Raw genomic sequence first — 26,156 nt, forward strand, 5'->3', positions numbered from 1 at the left:
TTAATAATTTATTAGTCCTCAGCGCTAAGTAAATCTTATTTTTTTCATTAGTTATTATCAAGAAAGCACCTTTCATCACCATCTTTCTAAATAAGGTTTTTTATGGATGAACTACAATTAAAGCAACACCTAAGAAACAAAAAATATTCTAAGCTGGAATTTCTACATGATGAGAGTGAACAACACTCCAACGAAAAGTATTTAGGCTATCTGTACTTTTTGCAGGATTCGAGGCGAGACGACACCTCTAGTACCTTAAACAAGATTATTGAAAAACAAAGTTCTCTAAGTCAAGCTTACACTTACCTTGGTGAAATCGCGGCTTCTATCTACAACACTATTCTAGACATTAATATTGCCAGAATTTACTTTCAAGAAGCGATTTCTCAAGATGAATCAAACCTTCGGGCAAGATGGGGATTATTTACGCAAACGAAACAGAATGACCATTTCTTCGCTGCACTTTCCAGAAGCTACAGCGTCGATAATTTTGAGTTGATTAATCGGTACTTCATAGGTTGGGAATTAAACTTTAACAAGCTAAGTCCAGATAACGACTGGAGTCTGCTCTTCTCTGTGATTGATGATGAACGTTATAAATATAAAGAACATTGCAAAGACCTGCTTGCGTTAGCTTGCTATTATGAAAAACAATATGAACAAGGTATATCCTTAATAAAAAATACTGAAATTGCAGATCCTATTGTATTAAAGCTATACCTTAACCATGGTCTTATTTCTCGTGAGCTAGCTGCCTCCAAACTCTTTTCTTTTCAAGCCATCAGTTTTTTATTTGATGATCATAAGGCAATATATGAACTATATATCAAGTTAAAAGCGAACAGTGAAGACACCTACAGTAAGAGTACTCTGATGGAAATTGCATTTAAAGCACAAGAGTATGCTGAAGTCATTAAAATATTTGAAGGAGAAAACGTTAGCTTAGTACAAAAGGGCGTTAAAACGCATCTAATTCACCAGCTAGCAAAAATGGAACTGGGCCATAAACCGAGTGAATCAACTAAATTTCTCGCAAAACACAACCTAATAATCAATAGGGATATTGATACAGAGTGCTTACATAAAGCCTTAACAATTAATTACTACATTTGGATTATGAGGACCCAAACGCCTAATGACAACATTGAATCTAAATGGGAATACGAGATAGTTCAACGCCTACTCAATGACTACGATCTATCAGAGCATTATCTATATAATAGATTGAACAACTTATTGTCATCTCTAGAGAACGACTGGGAAGTCAACTATCGAAACACTCAAATAAACTCATTGCTAAAAAGTATTGAAAGCCATAAAGCCACCTATAACGACATTACTAGTTATTGTGCAATGGAAATCCAAAAAAAGAACTATAACGAAGCTATAAAAGCTCTTGAAAATTACCATGACCATAACTCACCAACGATAGCAACTACCAATTTAATGGGTAATGCCTTGCGGTGCAAAGGCACGCTCGAAGAGGCATTAAGTTATTACCAGAATTCACTTGAACTGATGGAATTACATAAGGAGTTTTATGAACATGTAATTTATAACTATCTTGATACCGCGCAACGGTTAGGAATTAATATAGAAGAAAATCGATATAAAAGTTTAAGAAATAAATTCAACGAAAAACTTGTCGAGTCATTTAGTCTAAAAGTCCATACCACCGAAAAGCCCTCGCACCTGTACAAATATTACCCATTAAATATCAACACATTAGATGCATTGGTTAATCAGTATTTTTACCTACCATCAAAACACCAACTAAACGACCCCATTGAGATGCCTGAACTTGAAGGCATTGGAGAAACCAGCCTAATGGATAAAAACTTTCGAGTTTGTTCTTTTTCTAACAACAGTAACTCTATGTTAATGTGGTCTCATTACACGCTTAATCATGAAGGGATGATGGTTGAATATCGATTTAAAGGGGATTTACCAAAAGCTACTGGTATAGAAAAGGTCAGCTACAACCCTCCTCAAAAAAGAAACATGAATCGGAATAAGTATATCTTCAACCAGTTTCTACTCACAAAAAATCATGAATGGGAATACGAAAAAGAAGTCAGGCTTTTATCGTACAAAAAAGATAAGCTTTACTTCGAAGACCGTAATACCGTTGATTTTGATGATAGTAAAGTTAACGCATCAATAGTCGCGGTTACACTGGGATATAAGTTCCCTCAAAGTAAGTTTGATCTTATTAAAGAAATCATTCACACACTAAATTCAAAGAGGAGTCCGCATCAAGAAAAAATCAAGCTCAAAAGGGCCGTTCTCTCAGAAAAAAACTCCTTCCAGTTAAAATATGTGCCAATGTGCTAAAAACTTTAGCACATGAAATACTTTATTTAGGTGCACTTTACAGATAACAATATTGCCGCTACCTAAATAATATTAAATATCAATCTCTAAACCCCTTTAAAATCAACTCTCCCACCATCGTCGCACAATGCCTTACATCTTTTTTAAACAAAGCATTGCGACATGGAACAACCCTACAAGTTAGTCCGCCATTATTTTAGCCACGGCACCTTTGGCCAACTGTTTAGCCCTTGCGGTACGCCGCTAGCGGTAAGCGTAGAGCGCCCCTGGCTCAACAATCAGCCTTCTATAAGTTGTATCCCGAGGGCACCTATAAAATCGTGCCGGTTAACTCGCCTAAGTTTGGCGAATGCCTGGGCTTAAGTGCGCCCACCTTAGGTATAAGCCACGACCACAGCGGCATACTACGCACCCATATTTTGATTCACCCCGCCAACCTTGCCAGCCAACTAGAGGGCTGTATTGCCCTGGGCGAAAAATGGGGCGTGTTAAATGGTGAATGGGCGGTGCTTAATAGCCGCCATGCCTGCGAACTGTTCAAAAGCTACATCCACGGCCAGCAAGCGTGGTTGGAGATTGGCTCATGAGCATCACCAACGGCTTAATTCACCCAGCGCCAGCAGGCTTTGTGGGCTCTAAGCGCCATTATCAGCGTGGCGTGATTGACCGCCTAGAGGCCGAGCTAAAGCAACTACGCGGCCTAGGCCAGGTACAGCGGCCTAAGCAATGCCCACTGCACGATATAAGCCACCGCCAAGGCTGGCACAGCGTTACCCCACTAGACATTGAGGTACTTAAAGCCCGAGAACTAGGGCTTACCGCCGCCCAATGCCGCCAACGTATTCGCCAATCACTTAACCAACCAGGAGGCACAACATGCCCGCAATCTTAGCGCCCTTACTCGGGGCCTTAAATTCGTCGTCGTTAAATTGCTACTCAACAGCGTGTTAGAAGTGGGCAAAGCCATGCTACTAAAAATTCGCTGGAAGGTCGTGCTAGAGCGCTTCCTGACTCGCGCTGCAGTAGGCGCACTTAAGTGGCTTAAAAACCTCGACAGCAACGGCCTTACCCACGAAGGGCTAGAGGTCATTCTAGAAGATCTGCGCAGCAAGCGTTTACCCGAGGCCAAGTAATAGTGGACATCTGCGATAAGGCCGAAGCGCTAGAGCAACAACAGCGCCAGCAAGCGCTAAATAACGCACTTAACCGCCCCCTAGAACATGGGCGAATCATTGACGGTACCAAAGTATGTATTTGCTGTGACGAGCCCATACCGGCCACTCGCTTGCAAGCTGCACCTAACGCCGTCCGTTGTATTGATTGCCAAGCACTAGAGGAGGCTTATGGAAACGGGTAATTGGGCTGCTTGGCGGTTCTACTTAGATGTCGCGCAAATCCTTGCCACAGTGGCCTTGTTCATTTGGATACGTGTTACCAGCGGCCAACGCGCTAATCGTGACGACTTACAGGCGCTAAGGCAGGAAGTGCAAACCCAGGACAAACGTTTGTCGCTGCTAGAAACCCACGTAAGCGGCTTTCCTAAAGAAGAGGTAATACAGCTTTCGGTTCAAGTGGCAGGCATCACAAGCACATTAACGGCAATGAGCGAGCAAATGAAACGCTTAGAGCACAAACAAAACATGCTGATTGAAAACGAACTCAGGGGAGAAAAGCAATGAGCCTGAACGAGATTAAAAACGAACACGAGCGCTTGGCCATTCTGATTGCTTTAGATGCCTTGGGCTACAAAGAGAATGATTCCACCATTCAGGATGTTTGCGCCAAATACGGCAACGACATGAGCCGAGATCGAATTAAAACCCAACTGGCTTGGCTACAAGAACAAGGTGCAGTGAATACCGAAACAGTCGGCAATTACACCATTGCCACACTCACCAGCCGAGGCCAAGACATTGCCAAAGGCCGCGCCTTTGTGCCGGGCATAAAACGCCCCAGCGCCTAGGAGGCGAAATGTTCCTACTTAAGCTTTTATTGTTGGCAGCACTGGGCATAGCCGCATGGTTTTACACCTTGCTCTTTTGCCACCAACACAGTGCGTTAAGTTTGCTGTTTAGCCTTAGCTACTGCCTGTACTTAGCCACGTTCTTAAGTTGGTACTTGTGCACGAAATTTAAAGCAGGAAAACACCATGGCTGAACGCAAAACACGAGGCAAACCAAGCAAAGTCGATAGCTTGCCCGATCACATTAAAGACTACCTGCACGAACTACTGCGCAGCGGCTCGACCCAAGCCGAGATTTTAACGCTGGTGAATACCGCAATAGACCAAGCAGGCTTGCCCGATGACGACAAGCTCAGCCGTAGCGGCCTTAATCGCTATGCCAGCCGCATGGAAACCATTGGTGGCGAAATCCGAGAAATGCGCGAAATGACCGAAGTATGGGTAGCTAAATTGGGCTCTAAGCCTACTGGCGAAGCCACCCAATTACTGCTGGAAATTCTAAAAAGCGCTCACTTTAAGCTGTTAATGAAAACCGCCGAAGACCCAGACGAAGTGCTAGATCCCAAAACCCTCAGCAACCTAGCGCTTAGCATTGGCCGTTTGGAGAAAGCCGCCATGCTGAGCACCCAGCGAGAGAAAGAACTGCGCAAAGCTTTTGCCGAAGAGGCCGCAAGCGCTGCCGAAAATGCCGCCACCGAAGCAGGCCTCACCAAAGCTGGTGTGGCGCAAATTAAGCAGCAAATCTTGGGGATTGTTTAATGAAGCTCAGCCCCGCTGCAGAACAAGTCATCAATACCTTTCAGCCAAACGAGGTATTACTGCAATACCAAAAAGACTGGATAGCCGATGAAGCCACGGTAAAGCTGGCCGAAAAAAGCCGCCGTACTGGCTTAACCTGGGCCGAAGCGGCCGACGCGGTATTATGCGCCGGTGCCCAAAAAAGTGCTGGCGGTTGCAACCACTTCTATGTGGGCTCTAACAAAGAAATGGCCCGCGAATTTATCGATGCCTGCGCCATGTGGGCCAAGGCCTTTGATAAAGCCGCCTCTACCATTCAAGAAGAAGTACTGCGCGACGAAGACCGCGACATTCTTACCTTTGCCATTTACTTTGAGTCGGGTTTTAAAATTCAGGCGCTTAGCTCTAACCCTAGCAACCTGCGCGGTATGCAAGGTAACGTCACCATCGACGAAGCCGCCTTCCACGACCGCTTAGCCGAAGTACTTAAGGCCGCGTTGGCACTTACCATGTGGGGCAGCAAGGTGCGCCTAATCAGCACCCACAACGGCATTGACCACCTATTCAACCAACTGATTGAAGACGCCCGCGCAGGCCGCAAAAACTACAGTATTCACCGCATTACCCTAGACGATGCCTGCAGCCAAGGCTTATATCAGCGTATCTGCCAAATCAAAGGCACAGCATGGAGCCAAGCAGCAGAAGACCAGTGGAAGCAAGAACTACTACAAGGCACGGCGACCGAAGAAGACGCCCTAGAAGAATACTACTGCGTGCCTAAAAGTGGCGGCGGTGCTTACCTTAGCCGTAGTTTAATTGAAAGCCGCCAACAACCTTGCCCAGTAATACAGCTGCAGCAAAAAGCCAGTTTTAACGAATGGCCCGAGCACTTACGCCGCGCCGAAATTAACGACTGGTGCCAAGAGGTGCTGTTGCCCTTATTGGAACAGCTCAACCCAGCTAAGCGCCACGTATTCGGCGAAGACTTCGCTCGCAGCGGCGACTTCACCGTGATTAGCGTTGGCCAACTTAATGACGACATGAGCACCGACACCGTACTGCAAATAGAGCTGCGCAACATGCCCTTTAAACAGCAAGAGCAGATCTTGTTTTACATCGTTGACCGGCTACCGCGGCTTAGCGGTGGTGCTTTAGATGCCCGAGGCAATGGCCAATACCTAGCCGAAGCCGCCGCCGACCGTTATGGCTCTGGTGTGATTGAACAGGTGATGCTCTCGGGCAAATTCTACCTAGAGAACATGCCGCGCTTTAAAGCGGCGCTAGAAGATGGTCTGTTAAACGTTCCGCAGCACCGCGACACTTTAGACGACCTACGCGCCTTGCAAATTAATCGCCAAGGCATTCCCTGTTTGCCCCAGGGTAAAACCGGAGAAAACAAAGAGCGCCACGGTGACGCCGCCATAGCCCTGTTCTTAATGCACTACGCCAGCACCATTGATGGGGCCATGATTGAGTTCACCCCTCTACCCAGTAAAGCCGAAAGAGCCAAAGACGATGACTTCGCCCACTACGAGCGAGGCTGCTGGTAATGGTCTTTGTTTACTTACCACATCACGCGCCCTTTGGCCGAATGAGCCGACACAGCGCCCAAGCCTTCTGCGCCCGCTGGCATGGCGCTTATTTTATTGAGGATTAACCATGGCCATTGTAGACATTCACGGCAAGCCCATTCGCCAACAACAACTTAAGCAAAACCAAACCGACCAAGCTGAGCTAAGCCATTTACGCACTCACTTTGCCGAACACCCTAGCTCAGGCTTGACTCCCAGTCGCCTAGCCGAAATCATGCAGGCGGCTGAACAAGGCGACTTAATCGCGCAGTGTGAACTAGCCGAAGACATCGAAGAGAAAGACGCCCATATTTTTGCCGAGCTACAAAAGCGCCGCCGTGCGCTATTGGGGCCAGATTGGCAAATAACCCCGCCGCGCAAGGCCAGCGAGCAAGAGAAACAAGACTGCGCCTTGCTGCAGGAATGGCTAGAAGATGTGCTCGACCTAGAGCAAGTGATCACCGATATGAGCGACGCCATTTTAAAAGGCTTTGCCAATAGTGAAATTATTTGGACTAGAAGCGATGGCCTTTGGCTGCCCCAATTTATCGAGTACAGAGACCCAAGCTGGTTTCAAACCCACCCCGAGCAGCGTAATCAGCTGCGCCTGCGTGACAACAGTTACCACGGGGCAGCGCTGCAAGCCTTTGGATGGCTAAGCCACACCCACCAAGCTAAAAGCGGCTATGTGGGGCGCGGTGGTTTGGTGCGCCAATTAGCCTGGCCGTTCATCTTTAAAAACTACAGCGTGCGAGACTTAGCCGAGTTTCTAGAAATTTACGGCCTGCCACTGCGCCTAGGTAAATACCCCAGCGGAGCCAGTGAGCCTGAAAAACGCACCCTGCTAAATGCGGTAATGAGCATTGGCCATAACGCCGGTGGCATTATTCCTCAGGGCATGCAAATTGACTTTCAAGAAGCCGCCAAAGGCCAAAGCGATCCCTTTGAGGTAATGACCAACTGGGCCGAGCGTAGCGCCAGCAAAGCCATTCTTGGTGGCACCCTCACCAGCCAAGCCGATGGTAAAAGCAGTACCAACGCCTTAGGCAATGTGCATAACGAAGTGCGCCAAGAACTACGCGATGCCGACTGTAAGCAAATTGCTCGCACCCTTACTCAGCAGCTGGTATTCCCGATTTATCAGCTCAACTGCAAGAGCTATCGCCACCCACGCCGTATTCCCCAGTTTGAGTTCGACCTAACCGAACCCGAAGATCTAAAACTGTATAGCGAAGCCATACCCGCGCTGGTGCAAACCGGCATGAAAATCCCCAGCCAATGGGTACACGACAAGCTGCAAATTCCCCAGGCAAAAGACGGCGAAGAAGTATTAGGCATGGTGAAAGCGCAGCCACCAGCAGGCCAAGCCGAGTTAGCGGCCCTAAGTGCCAGCACGCCCACCCAAGGTGATGAACTAGACAACATGCAGGCGCAGCTTAGCGCCAACAGTGCGCCCTTACTTAACAATTTAATTGCTCCGGTTCGCCAATTGGTCAGCGAAGCCACCAGCCTAGAGCAAATACGCGATGGCATTTTAGAACTCGCAGGAGAGCTAGACGTAGAAGAACTAGGCACGCAAATGGCACAAGCCTTTGCCGCTGCAGAGTTACTAGGCCAGCTAGAAATAGAAGAAGGTCGCTAATGGCAGTACGCTACGGCTCGCTACCCTTTAATGAGGCAATTAGCTTCTTTCGGCAAAAGCTGTCGGTAACCACCGAACACTGGCATGAAATGTGGGCGGCCAGCCACAACCATGCCTTTACCGTAGCTGGTGCCATGAAAGTCGATCTCTTAGCCGATTTACGCCAAGCGGTAGACGACGCCATTGCCAACGGCACTTCACTTAATCAATTTCAAAAGCGCTTTAACCACATAGTGGCCAAACACGGCTGGCAGCATACCGGCGATGCCAACTGGCGCAGCCAATTAATCTACGAAACCAACTTACGCCAAAGCTATAACGCGGGGCGGGAACAACAAATACAACAAGTAAAAGCGCAACGCCCTTACGGCTTGTATAAACATGGTAATAGTGAAACCCCAAGGGCAGAACACCTAAAGTGGAACAACTTAGTACTCCCCTTAGATGACCCTTGGTGGAATGCGCACAGCCCGTCCAATGGCTGGGGCTGCAAGTGCAAAAAGTTCGCGCTAAGTGAGCGCGACTTAAAACGCCTAGGCCTTAAAGTGGGCGTAGCCCCCAAAGCGGCCAGCTATGAATGGGTTAACCCCGGCACCGGTGAAGTGCATGACATTCCCAAAGGTATTGATCCCGGTTTTGATTACCGCCCCTTAGCCCCCAAACAGCGAGCAGCTAGAGCCGCCAAGCAAGCCGCGGCCAAGCCGCCATTGGCCGAGCGCTTGCGCCCTCGCATGGTGCCAAGTGCCTTAAGCACAGCTAAGGGCGTTAGTGCCAAAGGCTTAGATGATTTACTCAAACAATTACCCGAGCAAGCACAACATCAACTGCAAGACTTTTTACAAGCTCACCCCGTTAAAACCCTGTTTATTAAGCAAGGTGAAATGAGCCGTGGTAAAGCCTCGCTAGCCATTAGCCAACAAGTAGCCGAATACTTAGACGTATCACCCGCCATGGCCAGAGCCTACTACACCATCAAAGGAGCCAACCGCACCGGTGGTTTTACCTCCGTATCGTTTAACCATGTAGTGGTGAAGGTAAAAGCCAGCCACCGTTTCAGTAAAGTGGATGTAACCGCAACCCTTAACAGCGCCCAACAAGTGATAGAAGACGCCAAACACAACCAAGGCCCGCTAAGCTATCGCTTGGCCTCTCACCCAGAAAACTTAAAACGCCACCATGCCTTCACCACCTTAATAGAACAGCAACACAGTGGCGATGCCGGTTTGCTTAGTACCTGGTTGCATGAGCTTGGCCATCAAGTTCACTACTATGCCGGTGCGCCCGATATTCCCGTCAAAGCCGAACAAATGCTCACCGCCTATGGCAGTACCAGCAAGCACGAATTTTTTGCCGAAGGCTTTGCCGCTATGATGCTTAACCGAGCTACACTAGAACAATGGCAGCCAGACTTGGTGAGTTGGTTTGATAAACAAATAAATGCTGCAGTGCGCAGTAGCAACAAACGGAGATAAACATGGAATTATTTCAGCAAGCCCAAGCCCTGTTCGCCGACACCGACAACATCAGTGTAGATACGGCTCGCCAATTACAGCGCTTACAAGACCAAGCCGAGGGCGAAGAGCAAGACTTAATAGCCTCACTATGGGAAGCCTTTATCGCCGCCGCCGACGAGCAAACCTATCTGCAAGCCTGGGAAGAGGAACTGATTTAATGGCGGGCATTCATATTGAGCTCGACGGCCAATCGGCTATAAGCCATGCGCTTAACCAGCTGATGGCGCAGATTAACGATCTAGAACCAGCCTTTGCCGATATTGGCGAATATCTATTGCTTAGCCACCGCCAGCGCTTTGATGAACAACAAAGCCCAGACGGCGAACCGTGGGAGCCATTAAGCGCCACTAGCCAAGCACTCAAGCCTAAAAACAAACAGCAAATACTAAGACTTAACGACATACTACGAGATCACTTTAGCTACCAAGCCACCAATAAAGAGCTACTGTTTGGATCTAACCAAGTGTATGCCGCCATCCACCAATTTGGTGGCACCACCTCGCCCAATAGCATGATTCCCAATAAAACTATTCCCGCCAGGCCATTTTTAGGCCTAAGCAATGACGATGAAATAGAAGTCTTAGCCATTTTAAGCGAACACCTACAAAACGCCCTCAGCGGCGTTTAGAGGCCTTACGCAGTGCAATGGTATTCCTTTACTGAGTAAAAACGCGTTAAACTGCCTTATGAACGTTTATAAACGGTTTATATTGAGGAAGTTATAGTGCTGCTCTACCGATACCGCTCTCCATCTGAATTGTCATTTAAAGAACTGCTTTACAACGAACTGTATTTTGCTTCCCAAAATGAGCTTAATGACCCCTTCGATGGCCAGAGTTATTATCAACTAAGCCAATCTCCTGATTTTTGGGAAAGGCTATTACGGGAAGTAAATGAAAAAAGAGCACTATTAATTAGACCCCTACCTTATGCCGACATAGCAAAAGAACTTTCGGCCATCCCCTCCATTGATTACAACATGGCGATTAGTGGCACCATATCAAAGCTAATGGAGCTCATCGCTGCAAAACTAAATCTACAACAGATTGGGTTAGTAAGCCTTGGTATTGCTATAGAGGAATATCTAGCCTACTACCAACCGACAAAAGGGTATTTCGTTTCCTTTTCTAGCGCAGAGAAAGATCCGTTATTATGGGCCCATTATGCCAATCAGCATTGTGGTTACAGTTTAATTTTTCGCGCTATTGATGGTGCCTTACATCAACACCCAACGCGAATCAAAACCAACGTTCATCCCAGAGGTTATGCCGGCCAAAGTATTCCTGCTCAATTTAAGTTCCACAAAGTAGACTATAAGACTGAATCCGATCACCAAGATGCTTCGATGCTGTTACCAGGTCATTTCTCCCCCTGGTTAAATGACCTAACAGAGCAGGAAAGGATTGCTCATCATCATCGACATTTAAAATTCCTGCTAACCAAGCACTCCTCATGGAAATATGAAAAAGAATATCGACTAGTTATTCATGAATCACCAAGATGGTTAACCGGACTAGATACTGAGTTAAAGCCCTTAGATCGCTTATTCTACTACGATCCTATGCAACTCGTAGGCATCATCTTTGGCGCACGCATGTCCCAAGAACACATTCAACGCATTAAAGACATTGTTGAGTATATTAAACGAGAAGTGCTCGCTCGACCCGGTGACACACCGAAATATATGTTTCCGTTTGCTTATTTCCGATCAGAGCTGGGTGCAGGAAAACGTGAGACTAACATTCGACTAACAGACATCTACAACACGGCTTTTGATTTAGTTGAAGGCAGTAGTAGTCAAAAACAAACCACTATTGACCGGTGGTATAGTGGCCATGCCTTACTGCAAGAAGGCTCATCTTGTAAACCGGTAACCATAAAATGACCCTTGCGAGTAATCAATAAGCTCCCCAAAAACGGATATTCCATGACAGAAGACCCTCAAGTTCCAGTATTGCCTAAGTGGTTAATCTATTCTCTAGCCATTTTAGGAATGGTAACGCTCATTGGCTTAGCCTTTTACACTGTCCAGTTTTTCGGCATGTGGCCAAAAAATCCTGAACACTACGCTTGGTTTGGTGACTACTTTGGGGGCTTTGCAGGAACACTGTTCAGTGCTGCAACAGTATTTTTACTAGTTTGGTCTCTGATTTTACAACGTAAAGAGCTGACCGATACGCGACAAGTGCTTGCTGAAACCCAAGCAGAAAACGCAAGAGCCAGTGATGCACACGAGGCTCATATTAAATATTTACATAATCAAATACAACGAGAAGACATATATCGTTTGATTACCGAATCAAGAACAAATTTACTTAAGCTTCTTGAACGACCAATACCCGATAACAAATCTATATTTAGCAACCTTGCTGAAGAGTCGCTAATTTACTTGGTCAACAACCCTACTAGAGACCGAGCTCTAACCAAGAATTCTATTCAAAGAGCCCTTAACTATAAGGACGCTGATTTAACTTGGTACCTATTGGATGTAATGACGTCTTGTCATACCTACTTATCTTTTCTCAACGCCTATACACAAATAGTTAAAGAATCACCAATTGCGAAATATCACTCACACTTACCGATTAAGACAATCAGCGTACTTTGCAGCTTAGGTATACAGATCCCAGATGACATCATTCAAACTTTAAAAACATTTAATTTTGAACCCAAAATTCTAGATAACGCTGTTGATATAACAATAGCGTAAGCTAATCTCTAAACCCCTTTAAAATCCTTCCCCTCTGCAGCCAGTTAATCTGGCTGCATGAAAACACCAAACTACATCAAAGCGCACTTTATTGAACAGCAAGCCATTGGCTTGGCTGCCTTAAGCGCTTCTCACCCCACCAGTATCGCCATACTTAGCGCCGAGCTAAAGCCTGGTAACGACGGTTGGGTGCAATTACTGCCTCACGGTAAGTTTAAAGCCTGCGACGGTCGCAGCATTGACACTGTAGATGGCCATTGGCATATCGATGCCGATACCGCTCAAGCCATGCTTATGGCAACACCTCACCAAAATGCCGATTTGGTAATTGATTACGAACACCAAACCCTACGAAGTGCCGAAAGCGGCCAACCCAACCCTGCCGCTGGCTTTTTCTCGGTCAGTGAGACCGAATACCGCGACGGCCAAGGTTTGTTTATTAAACCCCGCTGGACAGACAAAGCCAAAGCACTGCTCAGTGCTGGTGAATATCGCTATTTAAGTGCCGTATTTGGCTACAACAAACAAGGCACGCCCATCTACCTGCATTCTGCGGCGCTCACCAATCGCCCTGGTGTTGATGGCTTAGAACCCCTTGTGGCCTTAGCCGCTAAAAACTTTACTGCCCAACCCAACAAAGGAGATACCGCCATGCTGCCTGAATGGTTAGTTGCCCTGTGCGCCAAACTTGGCATCACCGTTGATGCTAACGTTGCCACACTCACCGCCGAACAAGGCCAACAAGCGCTTGCTGCATTAACGGCATTAAGTGATAAAGCCGACAGCTTAAGCAGCGAACTGGCCGCGCTTAGTGCTCAGCCACCCGCATCTATCGACCTAACTAAGTACGTGCCGGTGGGTACTTACAACGCCTTAATGCAACAAGTGGCGGTATTGTCTGCCGATAACACCATCCTCACCATTGACCAGGCGATAGAAAACGCCCAAGCCGAAGGCAAGGTGCTGGCCGCCGAAGTGGACTACCTAAAACAAGTGGGCCAGCAACAAGGCATTGCCGCCTTAAGCACCATGCTAAAAGACCGCCCACAACTGGCCGCGCTCACTAGCCAGCAAACATCACACACCAACATCCCGGAAGACGACACCCGGCTAGTGGCTTTGTCTGCAGAAGAAAAGCAGCTAGCGGCGCAAATGAGCCTAAGTCACGAAGAGTTGCTGAACAGCAAAAAGGCCAGTGTTTAGGCACTAAACCTTACCCTTTTAAATTAACGGACCTAAAGAGAGAACATTATGATTATTAGCTCCGCCACGCTTAACGCACTGCGAACTACCTTTAATGCGCAGTTTAATCAGGCGCTCAAGAACGTCGCACCCAGCTTTCAAAAAATTGCCACTATTGTGCCGTCTTCATCCAAGTCCAATACCTATGGCTGGTTAGGTGCCAGTAGCGAGTTTCGCGAATGGGTGGGTGAACGGGTGTTTAACGATTTAAGCGAACACGCTTATACCATCACTAACAAAACCTTTGAGAACTCGGTGCAAGTAAAGCGGGATGACATCGAAGATGACAACCTAGGCGTTTACACACCGATGGTGCAAAACCTTGCCCAAAAGGGTGGCATGTTCCCAGACAAACTGGTTTATCAGTTACTCGCAGCGGGCTTCACCACCGCTTGTTATGACGGCCAAAACTTCTTTGATGCCGAGCATCCAGTCAACGACAAGCACGATGGCACCGGCACAGATGAGCTGGTAAGCAACGTCATTATTGACGGCACCTACACCGGAGAACCCTGGTTTCTTCTAGATACTTCACAAGTGCTTAAACCGCTTATTTTTCAAGAGCGCCGTAAATTGGCCTTAACCACCAAGTTCAACCCCAACGATGAAAGCGTGTTTAACGCCAACACCTTTAAGTTTGGTGCCGACCTTCGCTGTAACGCTGGTTTTGGTTTCTGGCAAATGGCCATTGGTGTGAAGAAAGCCCTCAGCCTAGACACCCTTTGGGATGCTTGGGAGCAAATGGAAGCCATGAAGCACGATGGCGGTGAGCCCATGGAATTGTCCCCAACGCTATTGGTGGTAGGTCCATCTAACCGCAAGCTCGCCATGCAGTTGATGAACCGCGAAACCATTGACGATGGTGGCACAGCGGTGAGCAACGAGCTGAAAGGCATGTTTGAAGTGCTAGTAGCGCCGCGCTTGAAGTAAGCCTCGCTGCTTAACGCTCACATTACTTGGGCAGCCCTAGCTGCCCTCAGCATCCCTTAAACGGAGATTGAAATGTCATGGCAAAGCAAACGCTTAATATCAAAAACCACCGCCATTCGGGTTATTACCGCGCTGGCATCCGCTTCAAGCGGGGCGAGAATCTGCTGCAACTGGCTGAGCTTAGCCAGGCTCAACTGGCCACCATTAAAGCCGACCCTGTGTTGGAGCTACTTAAAAGCACTGAAGACACCGCTGAAACCGATCCAGATTCACATTCCGCTACGCAAGGGGCCGTGGACGCGCTCAGCTTGGATAGCCCTTTAGCCACAACTAGCCAAGAGCCAATAAGCTGCTTAGCCGAGGCCTTCGCCTTACTCGACCCAGCTAACCTCGACCACTTCACCAAAGGTGGCAAGCCGCAAATTGATGCCCTAGAAAAATTATTGGGCCGTAAGGTGGCCGCCGATGAGCGTGATGCCGCTTGGGATACCTACCAAGCTGAGCAGGAGCTAGCCTAGTGTACGCCTCGGTAGGCGACATGCTAAGCCGCTTCGGTGAGCAAGACTTGGTCTTGCTTACCGACCGTGAAGGCCGCGCAGACAGCATTGATAACGGCGTGCTAGAGCAGGCGCTGAAGGATGCCAGTGCCGAGATAGACGGTTACTTAGCTGGGCGTTACCCGCTGCCACTGGCCCATGTGCCCACCATACTAAACCGCCTGTGTTGCGACATTGCCCGCTACTCATTAAGTACCGAGCATGCGCCAGAGCCTGTTGAAAAACGCTATCAAGCGGCGCTCAAGTTTTTAACCTCTGTAGGTAAAGGCGAACTGCAGCTGGGCTTAAGTGACGATGGCCAAACAGCCCCCAGCAGCAACTTTGCAGAGATGCAAAGTGATGGGCGGGTATTTAGCCGCAGTGATAAGGGCTTTATCTAATGGACTACCTCGCCACCGAGCGCACCATTGTTGAGGCCTTAGAGCAGCTTAGCCAGCTGCGCCAAGTGTATGTCACCAGCAACATGGAGGACTTAATTGAACGCACCCAAACCAGCCCCTGCGCCCATGTACTTTATGGTGGCGATAGCATCCCCGAAGGCGCTCAAGGCGGCAAGGTAACCAAAGTAAAACAAACTTGGTTAGTGGTGCTGTGTATGCGCCTAGGCAAAGACAGCAGCCAAACTGGCGAGCTACTAGACGCCATTTTAAAAAAACTCATGGGGAAAAAAGCCAATGGCTGCAGCCCCTTGCTACGCATTAATCCGCCGCTACGGCCCAGCTTTAGCAAAAGCTTTGGCTATTACCCCGTGGCCTTTACGACTACCTTCACCCACAAAGGAGATACCCAATGAGCCAAGGCTTATTACTTGCTGGCGATGTGTTTATTGATCGCTTTAATTCCACTGGCGAAGCTACCGGCCTAGTGGGCCCAATTAACGTCACTCAGCTGTCGGTTAACACCCCAACCGAAGAAAAAACCCGCACTAGCCGCAAAAAGGCCACCCGTGGCCAAGCGCTAGATAACGTGACCACCGCACAACCCACCGAAGTGCAAATCACCATCGACGACGCACCAGCTGAAGTGCTCGCTATGGCCTTGTTAGGTGAAGTGGAAGGCATTAACAACGGCAGCGGTAGTGCCACTGATGAAGCCATAACCTTGCCGGGCAATGGCCGCTGGGTTCAGCTGAGTAAAAGTAACCTTGCCGAGACTGGCCTTAGTGCCAAGCTGGCCATTGATGACAGCGCTATTGCCAATGACGCGATTGAAGTGAACTACGCCGCAGGCTTAGTTCGTGCCGTGATTGGCAGCGTAGTAGATGCGCCAGCAGGCACCGCCATTAAGCTGAGTTATGACTATAACGCTCTCAGTGGCATGCGCGTTAAAGGCGGCTTAAAACCTCAAATCACCGCCAAAATCTTGCTGGAAGGCACCAACCTCACCACCGGAAAAGCAGTGAAACTCACCATTCCTAAAGCCACGCTGGCACCAACGGCTGCGGTGGACTTTATGGCCGATGAGTTTGTGAGTACGCAACTAGCCGGTAAAGCGGTATTAGCTGCAGGTGAAACCAGCCCCTTCCAGTACGACGAACTGGCGTAAGCCAAACCCAAGCTTGCAGTGGCGGAACTCACCCGCCACTGCCTATTCGATTTAGCAGAGCCCAATGAACAAGTTACTAGAGTTAGCACTTAAAATTAAAGCCAGCGTAAGCGGCCAAAGCAGCGTTAAAGACTTTAGCCAAGACGTAGACCGCTTAGCTAAAGAAGTGGCGGCTGCCGATGTGCCCACCGAAGCCCTAACTAAAGAGCTAGATAAACTCAGTAAAGCGGCCAATGATGCTAAAAACCCCAATAACGATTTGGCTAAAGCCCTAGATGATACCCGCCGCAAAGCCAAGAACAATAAAACTGCCGTTGAACAAAACGCCAAAGGCCTAGATAAGCTTAAACAATCGGCCAGTGGCGCCACCAATAGATTCATTGCGTTAGCCGGTGCCTATCTGGGCATTAATACCCTAAAAAATTCGCTGGTTTCACTGTTTACCACCGGCGATAAATTCGAGCGCTTAGATACCCAGCTCACCGCGATTATGGGCAGCATTGAGGGCGGTGAAAAAGCCAGTGCCTGGATTAAAGATTTTGCGAAAAACACGCCACTGCAGCTAGAAGAAGTTACCCAAGTTTTTGTGAAGCTCAAAGCCATGGGACTCGACCCCATGGACGGCAGCATGCAAGGCATTATTGACCAAGCCTTTAAGCTGGGCGGGAGCTTTCAAGAAGCCGAAGGCATTAGCCTAGCGCTTGGCCAAGCCTGGGCAAAACAAAAACTGCAGGGCGAAGAAATTCTACAACTCATTGAGCGTGGCGTGCCGGTGTGGGAGCTGCTCGAAAAAGTTACCGGTAAAAACACCAAAGAACTGCAAGACCTTAGCACTGCTGGCGAGTTGGGCCGAGATACCATTAAAGCGTTAATGGATGAAATGGCCGCCCAAAGCCAAGGGGCGGCGGCAGCCAATATGAGCCTGTTATCTGGCTTAATTTCTAATGCCAGAGACAATTTAAGCCAGTTTTACAACATGGTGAGCCAAAGCGGCGCACTGGATTGGCTAAAGGCTCAGCTACAGTACATTAATGACGAATTTAGCCGCATGGCCAACAGCGGCGAGTTGCAGCTATGGGCGAAGCGAGTATCAGACGGCATTATTCAGATTGGAGAAGCACTTAAAAGCGGTATAACTAATCTTATTGCCTGGAAAGATGAGGTCTTTCTGCTCGGTAAAGCCTGGGCAGGCTTAAAGTTACTCACTTGGGTAGGCCAATTAAAAACCCTAGTGGTAGAGCTAAGGGCGACTGCTGTGAGCACAGCCTCGGCGGCCACTAAGGTTAAGGTGTTTGGTGTAAGCATGAGCTCGGCCTCGGTAGCGGTGCGTACCTTAGGCGCGGCGCTTAAAGGGGTATTGGTAGTCGCGGCCATAGAGTCCATCGCCAAAATCATTGAGCTGGGCAAAGTGACTTACGACTTGGTAAAAGCCAAACAAGCCTTGGCCGAAAGTGAGCAAGTCGCGGCGAGAGAAAGCGCTCAATTAACGCTAGCCTACCAACTACTTTCTGAGCAGCTGGGCATCAATATTAAAGATACCGAGCATTTCAATCAGCTGCTTAATGACGGCACGATCAAATTTAATGAGGCCAAACAAGCTTGGGAACTCGCCAGCCAAGCCATGCAAGACTTAGGCGAAAGCCATAAGACCAGTGCAGACTATTTGAATGCCGTAAATGCGGCCACCGAGCGCAGCCAAAGCCAACATCAAGGCCTGCTCAACCAGCTAATAAAAACCACACAAGCTAATCAGGCCCTTGGAGAAACCTTTAAAGAACTAGGCTTAGATCTTAATCAATTGGAAGGCCGCGCCGGTGAATCTTTTGCAGGCATTGAAAAAGGTTTGCAAGTATTGCAAAACGCCACGGGAGTCAGCAGCAAGGCCATTGCTAGTTACCTCAGTAAAGCCTTTAGCCAGGCTCAAAATAAAGCCGAGCTGGATAAAGTAAAGCAAGCACTTGAGGCCTTACAACAAAGCGGCCGATTAAGCGGCGAAGCCCTTAGCAGCGCCATGAATAGTGCCAAACAAGCCACCGAGCGCCTTAGCGGAGCCATTGCCAAAGCCAATAATAATGCGCAAGCCAGTAACCAAGACACCGCCCAAAGCCACCAAGAAGTAGGCGAAGCCGCCGAACAGGCCAGCGAGCACGTTAGCCGTGGTAGCGAAAATGCTACCCAAAGTGTTAGAGCCCAAAAAGACGCCGTGGATTTTTTAAGCCTGAGCTGGGAAGAAATGGGCGAAAAAGTCGATGAGCTGCAAAACCGCATTCGCCACAACTCCATGCGCCAGGGCCGTATTAACGAGAACCTACTCGATGCCATGGCCAAGCAGCAAGTGGAGTACGACAAGCAAACCTTAGCCTTAGCGGGGCAAGCCAAAGCCTACCGCCACATTGAAGACGCCATAAACAGCACCGAGCAGCCAAGCCTTCAGTTTTTAGACCGCGCTAAAAAATCGGTAGCGGCGATGGACTTGCTCGATAAAAGCAAACTTAGTGCCCTGAACAACCAAATCGACAGCGCTAGCCGTAAGCTGCAAAACCTGCGCGATAGCGCCAAATCTGCCTTGGCCTCGGTACAAGACGAACTCGACCAACTCAACGGCAATGATGAAGCCATTGCCCAGCGCCGCCAGGAACAAGCACTGAAGCAGTTAAAAGAACAACTGGAGCAAGCCGAACTGGCAAAAGACACACAAGCGATAAGTGATTTAAAAGACGCTATCAAGCTGCAGCAGCAACTATACAAACAGCAGCAATCGGCCAGTAAAAATGAGCAACAAACCACGACTCAATCCAATGATGTTGCGCCAACGCAAACCACAAACACCACGTCCAGCGTGGCGAGCAATTCGACTGTGAAAGCCTTGCGTTTAGAGCTAGCGTTGCCTTCTGGGGGCGTCATTCAATCAGAAGTATACGATGCAGTCTCTCAGCGCCTTCTTGATGAATTAGAACAGATTAAGGCGACCTCATGATTGTTTTAGACAGCATTACACTGCAGGAATTTGTGTGGGCCAACCGCTTTGGTTATAGCCCATGGGTAAGCAGCCATGAGTTTGCCTTAGATGGTGCGCTGCATATAGAAACCGCCAAGAAACAGGCAGGTCGCAGCATTATTTTAACTAGCGATAGTGAACCCCTTAGCGTTTTTACCGCGCTTGAGGCCCATGCCGAAGCAGCGGGCGTTACGCCGTTTCAGCTAACCATCAATAGCGAAACCTTCACTGTAATATGGGACCACAGCGCCACGCCCATTTCGGGGACGCCCCTTATCGATTACAGCGATGCCGATCCTGATTACATCGCCGACATCACCTTAAAATTAATCACCGTTTAAAGAGCATTTATGACGATTACTCGCAATGATTTAAAAATATGTAAGCCGGAGCAACTTGGCTCAAGCGATGATGCCGGTGGCCAACGTACTAAAAACTATGTAGTGAGCGGCGCGTTAAATGAATTGCTGCCCGCTATTTCAGATATTGACCATGCCCAAAGTGCGGTGGATATTGTTAAATGCTATCCCGCACTCATCACTAATGACACAGCATTGCTGCTGGATGCTCATGTATTTATTAGCCAAAAGCCCAGCGATGATTTAGTCAGTATGCTGATTGCTGAATCAGCCGATTTAGACGACGAAGACCGCATGGCCGATATGGTAGACACCTTAGAGTCATCGGTAAGAGCGGGCCAGTTAATTCGCGACGGATTAATGGGCATGTTAGCTGGCCAAGACAGCTTCCCGCGTTCTTACCTACAGTCTCGCTATGAGTTTAACCAAAAGGAATATTGGAACCCGGTCACCTTGCAGCAAGGCCAGGTGGTGGTAATTAGTGTTGAGTACGCTGGCAACGAAGATGCTAACTGGCCGCGCTTCGAGCACTTCTGTGAGATTCAAAAAACCGTGACAGGTAGTGCCACCATAGGCAATGTGGAGTTTAAGCCACCCATTCCCTTTGCAACCCCAGACGCCGCAATATCTATAAACGGTGAATCGGGCTGTACTAAATTACGCTATGTAAGCCAAAACGACGCCGTTAAATATCATGGTGTGGCCGAGCTAACGGCTGAATCACAGATTGATAGCAACGAATTATCACTCAGCGCGACCCAAGTTGATTTATTACCCAAAATCAAAAGCGTAGAAACCAGTTCAGGTAATACTATTACCCCTAACGAAGGTGCGCCCAGTGGTCTTATTCGCAAAGAAATCACCGTGGGCTCAGTGAAGGATAAAACCACCTACCTCTATACCGTTAACGACTTATTAGACGATCCATATTTTGAAAACCACGGCGTACAAAACATTATTGTCACGGGCAAGAATGACTACCTAGGGGCATTGTCTATCACCGGTAGCACGGTAACAGTTATCTACCCAAGCATGTACTACGATGCCACTGATATTGGTATTGCCTGGTATTCATCGCTGCGCTATGCCGTTTATAACAGCCAAAGCGCATTGGATGGAGAGCGAAAAATTACCAAAGGCAGTGTGTATGCCACCGCCACGTTTACCGATAGCAACTATGGTACGTCTACGCTGTTTGAAGTGGATGGTAATTTACAAGAAGCCAATGGTTATGTGCTTGCCACCATTAACTATGTAACAGGAGCCATCACCAAGTTAGCCGATGGGCGCGGCGATTTTACGCTGCAATACGATGCCTTAACCGAAGTGGCCACAGCTGCCGATAACTCGGTGAGCTTTTTACTGTCGCAAACCGCGCCCATTCCAGATTCATTTTATATCACCGTAGCCAGCGCAGACGGACAAACCTTGTTGTCAGGCTCTTGTGATAGCAATGGCGATATAACCGGCACCAGCGTAACAGGCACCCTTGTTGGCAACCTAGTTAGCCTCAATTTTGCGATAAATGTAGATCTCACCACATTGCGCTACGACATTAGCGAAACCGTGACCCTATCACCACCGCCAGAGCTGTTTGGTTTAAATCCGCTGCGCATCAAAAACGGCGGCATAGTAGAGCAGTTTACCGCCTGGAACAGCATTACAGTGCAACACACCCAAGTGCAGGTGGTGGCCAATACTATTGGGCAAAGCTACAGCGTGCGCCCCAATGCGCGTTTTGTTGATATTACTGATAGCACTGGGGCGTCGTTATGGACGCTAAACGATGAGCACTACAGCATAGATAAAGAGACTGGTGACGTGACGAACAATAGCGACTTTGCCGGTTTTACTGCTCCCTTTGTATTAACCGACAGTATCGGCGAAACCGCACTGGTCACCGATGTACAAGAGCAAAAACTTATCTTGGCCGCACCCTTATCAATGGTGTATCCGCTAGGCAGTGTTGTGGCATCAAACCAAGTATTAGGTGACCTACAGGCTCGCGTTGGCACGGTGCGCGATATGAGCAGCTGGAATGATAATTGGGATTTAGACGGCGCTCCCGCCACCGCTTCAATGAACGTGGTCGATTACCCCATTGAAGTGATAAACAGCGAAGCAATTAATGAAGACTGGGTGTTAATTTTTACATCCAGCACCGCCTTTAGATGCGTTGGCCGTCGCATTGGCCAAGTAGCCACAGGCGATACTTTAAACGATTTTGCGCCTATTAACCCGCTCACCCAAACCCCGTATTTCATCATTCGCCAAGCAGCATTTGGTGGCGGCTGGAATGCCGGTGAAGCGGTTAGATTTGAAACGGTCGCAGCCAGCAAACCCATCATGCTACTTCGCACCGTGCAAAGTGGTCATAGTCAAATCACCTCGGACAGAGCGGTATTAGCGTTCCGTGGTAATGAATCATAGGAGATAACAACAAATGGGATTACCAGTAACATTATTTACCTCAGAAGATAGCGGCGCACCGCAGTTACCTACGGGTGGCAATCCAACTCAAGCAGAGATTATCGCCATTATTAAAGCTTGTTTGGTGGATGGCTATGGTACTAAAGCAGCACTTGGATGGTCAGTTGAGCTGGAAGATTCTGCTAATGCCAAAATCGCGTTTAAAAACAACATTGCAGATGGAGGTAGTGGCGGCATATTAGTACTACAACCGGATGGCGCTGTCGCGGCGAATGGCAAAATACGCTTTTTCGGCTGCCGATCTTTTACTGATTTTGATACATACGCTCAGCGAGACTACTACTCATCGATTCAAACCAACAGTTACCAAAAGCAATGGTATTTAATCGGCACGTCGGTGTCTTTCTACTTTGTATTAGTCAACAGCAACGTCACCACAATGTATTTGTCTTATAGCAATGAACCCGGGTTCTTTGCTGGAGATATTGATGCACTATTACCCAATGATGCCGGGCGATTTATGGTACTGAATAGCTTTAGTGTCTCGGATTCGACGTCTACGAGTTGGAGTACCTCTTTAAGCAATCTTGGTTATGATGATAATCAAGCGCTTAATCTCATGTTTGATGCAGACGGCCATCCCACTAATACAGAAGATTATTACACTCGCTTACCGACAGTCTCCAATATTGTTTCCTTAGCCGATACCCCTGATATTACTACTACGCTTGCTAATATCATGGTTGTGCTTGGCAGTGTTACATCTCAGGATAGGAATGGTGTATATGGAAAGAACAGCAATCTATCACCCTATCTACGCGGCTTTTTACCAGGGCTAGTGCAAACGGGTTATTTGGGGTTTAAAGATGAGCTATGGCCGATGGCTGAGCGTGATTTTAATGGTGTAATGTACCGTGCTTTTCGCACCCGTGTGGCCACACAATTTTGGTTTAATTTAGAGGCATGGTATGACTAGAATTATTCAGGCTAAACGTGTATTGCGCACTCGCAACGTGTCTCTATTAGAGTTAGACGCTGATAGTGTAGCGGAGCGTTACTTCGTAATGGACCGCAAAACACTATCGATATTAAAGGCTGATAAATTACCATCAGGCATGGTTAAACTGATATTACCTGCAGAATATTCATTAACTCAATCGGTGTTAGTGGGCATTGTTGACGATAACCAACAGTATAACGCCGCCGTTGCCGATGGGGTTGTGTTACAGAGTGTGGATGCCACCGAACTAAACATGAGCTAATGTATGATTGCATTACGCTTTGACACTGAAAAAGCTGATCATGTTTCACCGATACTGCTCAGTTTTCCGTTTGATGGGATCCAATTACGCTTAAACCAGCTTTGGCCAGATGCGACATCACCCTTGGCGCTATCCTTTGATAAGCCTCCATTCATTGGCACTACTTTAAGATTTGAAAACACTTGGGGTAGTTACAGCTCGCCACTTCAGCTGTATTTTGATGGTAATGGCCCAGTTGAACCGCCAACACCGATTGACAACACCATTGGCATTGAGTGTGGTGTGATATGGATGCTGCCAAGCGAGCCAGAAATAAATGTCACGTTGAGTGAAGCTTGCCAAGCTCTAGAAGTGGCAGCCTCTAGCGTCTGGCACTGTGAGTTTAGTAGTGGTGTAGAGACAACCACTAACTGGGCATGCAAACCAGCCCTAAGCATTGAGCGAGTACTGCCATGGCAGTGGTATAGCGAGCAGCGCGTAAACAGCTCATTCAATTGGGCATTTACCGAGTCTTTTGCCACCAATACAACGATTGATTGGCTGGTTCCATTAAACCAACAGACCAACAACGCCGCCACTTGGCTTAACACTCTAAGCACAAGTATTCATACTGATGTGATTTGGCAAGATGGCCTAGCGCTGCATATAAATCAGCATGTGCGCTATCGAGGCCAAAAGATTGCTGAGCAAGCCACTTTAAAATGGGGCTTTCCAGCACCGCAGTGGAAATGTTCAAGCCAGTACCAAGCACCTACATCGCCAATGGCCCTGCAATTTAATCAGCAATTCAGTAATCAAAGGGGTTCGGTAATACTTCGCTTAACCGCTTCGCCAGAAGTGTGTAAGTGGTATCCAGGCGGTGGCTTGATTGATGCAAACCCGGTATTACCACCACTGGATTTTAAAGTACCCATCACTCCCCAAGTAAGGAGATCGTATATTATGCAGCCGCAACTCAGTTGTATTAGGGTAAGTGACGGCTTGGCCATTGTGCTGAAGTCGGTCTCTATTTCTCAGTCACGTTCACAGTGGGCCAGCAGTGGCAGCGTTACTTTTTCATCACGCATCGATGCCCAGAGGGCAGCTAACGAATTACTAAAGATTTCCATCAACGGTTACGACTTCTTTATGTGGTGTGAAATGCCCAGCGAATCAAAATCATTTGGGGTATCGCGTTACAGCGCTACTGGTCGCGGACGCTTAGCTGAGCTATCTGCTCCCTACATCAAAGCGGCTAACTATATGAACAGCACCGCTAGAAGCTTCATGGGCTTGATGGGTGAAATTATGGCCAATACCGGCTGGACCTTAGCCAGTGAAATAACCGATTTTAATGTGCCTGCCACCGCCTTTAGCTATGCAGGAAAAACACCAGCGGAAGCGATTAATATGATGGCCAACGCCATAGGTGCCATGCTCGATATAGATAGCGATACCAAGACTATTACCGTGATCCCTCAATGGCCAACAGTGCCATGGGATATGACGGATGCGGTGCCTGATTTAATTGCGCATGATGGGGTAATTTTAGAGTTTACCGAGAAACGTGAAATACGCCCCGATGCCAACGCTGTATTTGTACGCGGTGAGCAGCAAGGCGTGGCAGTAAAAGTAAAACGCTCAGGCTCAGCGGGTGACAACTTTGCCGAGGATGTGGTGGATAAAATCATCACCGATGTACAGGCCGCTAGAATGCGCGGTACCGCAGAGCTAGCCAATGCCGGTAACAAAGTGAGCACCAGTATTAGAACCAAGCTGATGGCTGACTTACCACCGATGCGCCCTGGCATGTTAGTAGGCGTGCAAAAGGGCACCGAAGTATTTAAGTCTGTATGCGATAGCTCTAGCATCACCGCCAGCGTGAACGGCTCTAATGGGGCAGTTAGCGTAAACCAAAGCGCCACCTTATTACGCAACGAGGTAGCCGCATGAGCAATATCTACCAAAGATTAACCAATCTAAACCCAAAGCAGCAACGAAGCGTAGCAACCGTTGTAGCGGTAAGTAATGGCACCACTACCGTGCTACATGCCGATGGCACACAACAAGTGGTGCTAGGTGATTCAGTGGCTAGCGGTAAGGTCTATATAGTGGATGGTCAAGTACAAGGCCAAGCCGCAGACTTACCGTTTTATGAAATAGAGGTATAAAAAACTGAGTCTATCCAAATCAAGCTTCAACGCTACGAAACTAGACTAACCTTGGGAATATGCATTATTTACAAAAAATTTATTTTGGAGTAGCGTGAAATACCTAGCTGTTTGGAAAGGAGTTTACCTTGGCCAAATTTTTGAATAGCTTCATCCTGTGGCAATGCTATTTGCATTAGAGAACTGTTATGTTGCATAACTTGAGGGTTTA

At 47.9% G+C, this 26,156-nt stretch carries 28 protein-coding genes; all 28 read left to right on the top strand.

Features of this window, described 5'->3' with window-relative positions:
- Positions 1-102 precede the first annotated feature (102 nt).
- On the top strand, positions 103-2,334 hold the full coding sequence (locus tag AR383_RS09325) for a tetratricopeptide repeat protein (RefSeq protein WP_055732889.1): 2,232 nt from the start codon (positions 103-105) through the stop codon (positions 2,332-2,334).
- Between the two features lie 293 nt (positions 2,335-2,627).
- Positions 2,628-2,921, top strand: a complete 294-nt coding sequence (locus tag AR383_RS21520; RefSeq protein WP_257720941.1) for a DUF5675 family protein — start codon at positions 2,628-2,630, stop codon at positions 2,919-2,921.
- Positions 2,918-3,226 carry a hypothetical protein gene (locus AR383_RS09335; protein WP_055732890.1) on the top strand — a complete coding sequence of 103 codons (309 nt, stop codon included), beginning with the start codon at positions 2,918-2,920 and terminating at the stop codon, positions 3,224-3,226. The genes AR383_RS21520 and AR383_RS09335 overlap by 4 nt, the downstream gene beginning before the upstream one ends.
- Before the next feature lie 73 nt (positions 3,227-3,299).
- Positions 3,300-3,467, top strand: coding sequence for a hypothetical protein (locus tag AR383_RS09340; protein ID WP_157051692.1), 168 nt, complete (start codon positions 3,300-3,302; stop codon positions 3,465-3,467).
- Positions 3,468-3,469: 2 nt separating this feature from the next.
- On the top strand, positions 3,470-3,691 hold the full coding sequence (locus tag AR383_RS09345; protein WP_229711087.1) for a TraR/DksA C4-type zinc finger protein: 222 nt from the start codon (positions 3,470-3,472) through the stop codon (positions 3,689-3,691).
- Entirely contained in the window at positions 3,678-4,013 is a 336-nt protein-coding gene (locus tag AR383_RS09350; protein ID WP_055732892.1) for a DUF2730 family protein, read from the top strand. Before AR383_RS09345 ends, AR383_RS09350 begins: the two co-directional genes overlap by 14 nt.
- Entirely contained in the window at positions 4,010-4,297 is a 288-nt protein-coding gene (locus AR383_RS09355) for a VpaChn25_0724 family phage protein (protein WP_055732893.1), read from the top strand. The genes AR383_RS09350 and AR383_RS09355 overlap by 4 nt, the downstream gene beginning before the upstream one ends.
- 186 nt (positions 4,298-4,483) lie before the next feature.
- Positions 4,484-5,056, top strand: coding sequence for a DUF3486 family protein (locus AR383_RS09365; RefSeq protein ID WP_055732895.1), 573 nt, complete (start codon positions 4,484-4,486; stop codon positions 5,054-5,056).
- Positions 5,056-6,585 carry a terminase large subunit domain-containing protein gene (locus AR383_RS09370; RefSeq protein ID WP_055732896.1) on the top strand — a complete coding sequence of 510 codons (1,530 nt, stop codon included), beginning with the start codon at positions 5,056-5,058 and terminating at the stop codon, positions 6,583-6,585. Before AR383_RS09365 ends, AR383_RS09370 begins: the two co-directional genes overlap by 1 nt.
- A gap of 109 nt (positions 6,586-6,694) precedes the next feature.
- Positions 6,695-8,248 (top strand): DUF935 domain-containing protein, encoded by a 1,554-nt coding sequence (locus tag AR383_RS09375; RefSeq protein WP_055732897.1) that lies wholly within the window; start codon positions 6,695-6,697, stop codon positions 8,246-8,248.
- The gene (locus AR383_RS09380) at positions 8,248-9,720 is read left to right on the top strand and encodes a phage minor head protein (RefSeq protein WP_055732898.1); all 1,473 of its coding nucleotides are present in this window, start codon (positions 8,248-8,250) and stop codon (positions 9,718-9,720) included. Before AR383_RS09375 ends, AR383_RS09380 begins: the two co-directional genes overlap by 1 nt.
- Before the next feature lie 2 nt (positions 9,721-9,722).
- Entirely contained in the window at positions 9,723-9,920 is a 198-nt protein-coding gene (locus AR383_RS09385; RefSeq protein ID WP_055732899.1) for a hypothetical protein, read from the top strand.
- On the top strand, positions 9,920-10,390 hold the full coding sequence (locus tag AR383_RS09390; protein ID WP_055732900.1) for a phage virion morphogenesis protein: 471 nt from the start codon (positions 9,920-9,922) through the stop codon (positions 10,388-10,390). Before AR383_RS09385 ends, AR383_RS09390 begins: the two co-directional genes overlap by 1 nt.
- Positions 10,391-10,486: 96 nt before the next feature.
- Positions 10,487-11,647, top strand: a complete 1,161-nt coding sequence (locus tag AR383_RS09395) for a DUF2971 domain-containing protein (RefSeq protein ID WP_055732901.1) — start codon at positions 10,487-10,489, stop codon at positions 11,645-11,647.
- A 42-nt stretch (positions 11,648-11,689) separates the two neighbouring features.
- On the top strand, positions 11,690-12,472 hold the full coding sequence (locus AR383_RS09400) for a hypothetical protein (RefSeq protein WP_055732902.1): 783 nt from the start codon (positions 11,690-11,692) through the stop codon (positions 12,470-12,472).
- A gap of 57 nt (positions 12,473-12,529) precedes the next feature.
- A complete protein-coding gene (locus tag AR383_RS09405) occupies positions 12,530-13,675 on the top strand; it encodes a phage protease (protein WP_055732903.1) in 1,146 nt (381 codons plus the stop codon).
- Between the two features lie 48 nt (positions 13,676-13,723).
- Positions 13,724-14,644: a Mu-like prophage major head subunit gpT family protein gene (locus tag AR383_RS09410; protein WP_055732904.1), complete on the top strand. Its 921-nt coding sequence runs from the start codon at positions 13,724-13,726 to the stop codon at positions 14,642-14,644.
- A 77-nt stretch (positions 14,645-14,721) separates the two neighbouring features.
- Entirely contained in the window at positions 14,722-15,162 is a 441-nt protein-coding gene (locus AR383_RS09415) for an HI1506-related protein (RefSeq protein WP_055732905.1), read from the top strand.
- On the top strand, positions 15,162-15,581 hold the full coding sequence (locus tag AR383_RS09420; protein WP_083481561.1) for a gp436 family protein: 420 nt from the start codon (positions 15,162-15,164) through the stop codon (positions 15,579-15,581). Before AR383_RS09415 ends, AR383_RS09420 begins: the two co-directional genes overlap by 1 nt.
- Positions 15,581-15,994: a phage tail terminator protein gene (locus AR383_RS09425; protein ID WP_055732906.1), complete on the top strand. Its 414-nt coding sequence runs from the start codon at positions 15,581-15,583 to the stop codon at positions 15,992-15,994. Before AR383_RS09420 ends, AR383_RS09425 begins: the two co-directional genes overlap by 1 nt.
- Complete coding sequence (locus AR383_RS09430; RefSeq protein WP_055732907.1) at positions 15,991-16,746, top strand: phage tail tube protein; 756 nt, start codon at positions 15,991-15,993, stop codon at positions 16,744-16,746. Before AR383_RS09425 ends, AR383_RS09430 begins: the two co-directional genes overlap by 4 nt.
- 64 nt (positions 16,747-16,810) lie before the next feature.
- Positions 16,811-19,723 (top strand): tape measure protein, encoded by a 2,913-nt coding sequence (locus AR383_RS09435; protein ID WP_055732908.1) that lies wholly within the window; start codon positions 16,811-16,813, stop codon positions 19,721-19,723.
- Positions 19,720-20,085 carry a hypothetical protein gene (locus tag AR383_RS09440; RefSeq protein ID WP_055732909.1) on the top strand — a complete coding sequence of 122 codons (366 nt, stop codon included), beginning with the start codon at positions 19,720-19,722 and terminating at the stop codon, positions 20,083-20,085. Before AR383_RS09435 ends, AR383_RS09440 begins: the two co-directional genes overlap by 4 nt.
- Before the next feature lie 9 nt (positions 20,086-20,094).
- Positions 20,095-22,533, top strand: a complete 2,439-nt coding sequence (locus tag AR383_RS09445; RefSeq protein WP_055732910.1) for a hypothetical protein — start codon at positions 20,095-20,097, stop codon at positions 22,531-22,533.
- Positions 22,534-22,546: 13 nt separating this feature from the next.
- Positions 22,547-23,509, top strand: a complete 963-nt coding sequence (locus AR383_RS09450) for a hypothetical protein (protein WP_055732911.1) — start codon at positions 22,547-22,549, stop codon at positions 23,507-23,509.
- Complete coding sequence (locus AR383_RS09455; protein WP_055732912.1) at positions 23,502-23,795, top strand: hypothetical protein; 294 nt, start codon at positions 23,502-23,504, stop codon at positions 23,793-23,795. Before AR383_RS09450 ends, AR383_RS09455 begins: the two co-directional genes overlap by 8 nt.
- A gap of 3 nt (positions 23,796-23,798) precedes the next feature.
- Entirely contained in the window at positions 23,799-25,727 is a 1,929-nt protein-coding gene (locus tag AR383_RS09460) for a hypothetical protein (protein WP_229711085.1), read from the top strand.
- Positions 25,724-25,945, top strand: coding sequence for a hypothetical protein (locus AR383_RS09465; RefSeq protein WP_055732913.1), 222 nt, complete (start codon positions 25,724-25,726; stop codon positions 25,943-25,945). Before AR383_RS09460 ends, AR383_RS09465 begins: the two co-directional genes overlap by 4 nt.
- Positions 25,946-26,156 lie beyond the last annotated feature (211 nt).

The sequence above is a fragment of the Agarivorans gilvus genome (assembly GCF_001420915.1).
Classification (GTDB): domain Bacteria; phylum Pseudomonadota; class Gammaproteobacteria; order Enterobacterales; family Celerinatantimonadaceae; genus Agarivorans; species Agarivorans gilvus.

Bases quoted from the DNA above. Each gene is read 5' to 3' on its own strand.
- AR383_RS09325 (WP_055732889.1), top strand. From the start codon at position 103: ATGGATGAACTACAATTAAAGCAACACCTAAGAAACAAAAAATATTCT.
- AR383_RS09335 (WP_055732890.1), top strand. From the start codon at position 2,918: ATGAGCATCACCAACGGCTTAATTCACCCAGCGCCAGCAGGCTTTGTG.
- AR383_RS09340 (WP_157051692.1), top strand. From the start codon at position 3,300: ATGCTACTAAAAATTCGCTGGAAGGTCGTGCTAGAGCGCTTCCTGACT.
- AR383_RS09350 (WP_055732892.1), top strand. From the start codon at position 3,678: ATGGAAACGGGTAATTGGGCTGCTTGGCGGTTCTACTTAGATGTCGCG.
- AR383_RS09355 (WP_055732893.1), top strand. From the start codon at position 4,010: ATGAGCCTGAACGAGATTAAAAACGAACACGAGCGCTTGGCCATTCTG.
- AR383_RS09365 (WP_055732895.1), top strand. From the start codon at position 4,484: ATGGCTGAACGCAAAACACGAGGCAAACCAAGCAAAGTCGATAGCTTG.
- AR383_RS09370 (WP_055732896.1), top strand. From the start codon at position 5,056: ATGAAGCTCAGCCCCGCTGCAGAACAAGTCATCAATACCTTTCAGCCA.
- AR383_RS09375 (WP_055732897.1), top strand. From the start codon at position 6,695: ATGGCCATTGTAGACATTCACGGCAAGCCCATTCGCCAACAACAACTT.
- AR383_RS09380 (WP_055732898.1), top strand. From the start codon at position 8,248: ATGGCAGTACGCTACGGCTCGCTACCCTTTAATGAGGCAATTAGCTTC.
- AR383_RS09385 (WP_055732899.1), top strand. From the start codon at position 9,723: ATGGAATTATTTCAGCAAGCCCAAGCCCTGTTCGCCGACACCGACAAC.
- AR383_RS09390 (WP_055732900.1), top strand. From the start codon at position 9,920: ATGGCGGGCATTCATATTGAGCTCGACGGCCAATCGGCTATAAGCCAT.
- AR383_RS09400 (WP_055732902.1), top strand. From the start codon at position 11,690: ATGACAGAAGACCCTCAAGTTCCAGTATTGCCTAAGTGGTTAATCTAT.
- AR383_RS09405 (WP_055732903.1), top strand. From the start codon at position 12,530: ATGAAAACACCAAACTACATCAAAGCGCACTTTATTGAACAGCAAGCC.
- AR383_RS09410 (WP_055732904.1), top strand. From the start codon at position 13,724: ATGATTATTAGCTCCGCCACGCTTAACGCACTGCGAACTACCTTTAAT.
- AR383_RS09415 (WP_055732905.1), top strand. From the start codon at position 14,722: ATGGCAAAGCAAACGCTTAATATCAAAAACCACCGCCATTCGGGTTAT.
- AR383_RS09425 (WP_055732906.1), top strand. From the start codon at position 15,581: ATGGACTACCTCGCCACCGAGCGCACCATTGTTGAGGCCTTAGAGCAG.
- AR383_RS09430 (WP_055732907.1), top strand. From the start codon at position 15,991: ATGAGCCAAGGCTTATTACTTGCTGGCGATGTGTTTATTGATCGCTTT.
- AR383_RS09435 (WP_055732908.1), top strand. From the start codon at position 16,811: ATGAACAAGTTACTAGAGTTAGCACTTAAAATTAAAGCCAGCGTAAGC.
- AR383_RS09440 (WP_055732909.1), top strand. From the start codon at position 19,720: ATGATTGTTTTAGACAGCATTACACTGCAGGAATTTGTGTGGGCCAAC.
- AR383_RS09445 (WP_055732910.1), top strand. From the start codon at position 20,095: ATGACGATTACTCGCAATGATTTAAAAATATGTAAGCCGGAGCAACTT.
- AR383_RS09450 (WP_055732911.1), top strand. From the start codon at position 22,547: ATGGGATTACCAGTAACATTATTTACCTCAGAAGATAGCGGCGCACCG.
- AR383_RS09455 (WP_055732912.1), top strand. From the start codon at position 23,502: ATGACTAGAATTATTCAGGCTAAACGTGTATTGCGCACTCGCAACGTG.
- AR383_RS09460 (WP_229711085.1), top strand. From the start codon at position 23,799: ATGATTGCATTACGCTTTGACACTGAAAAAGCTGATCATGTTTCACCG.
- AR383_RS09465 (WP_055732913.1), top strand. From the start codon at position 25,724: ATGAGCAATATCTACCAAAGATTAACCAATCTAAACCCAAAGCAGCAA.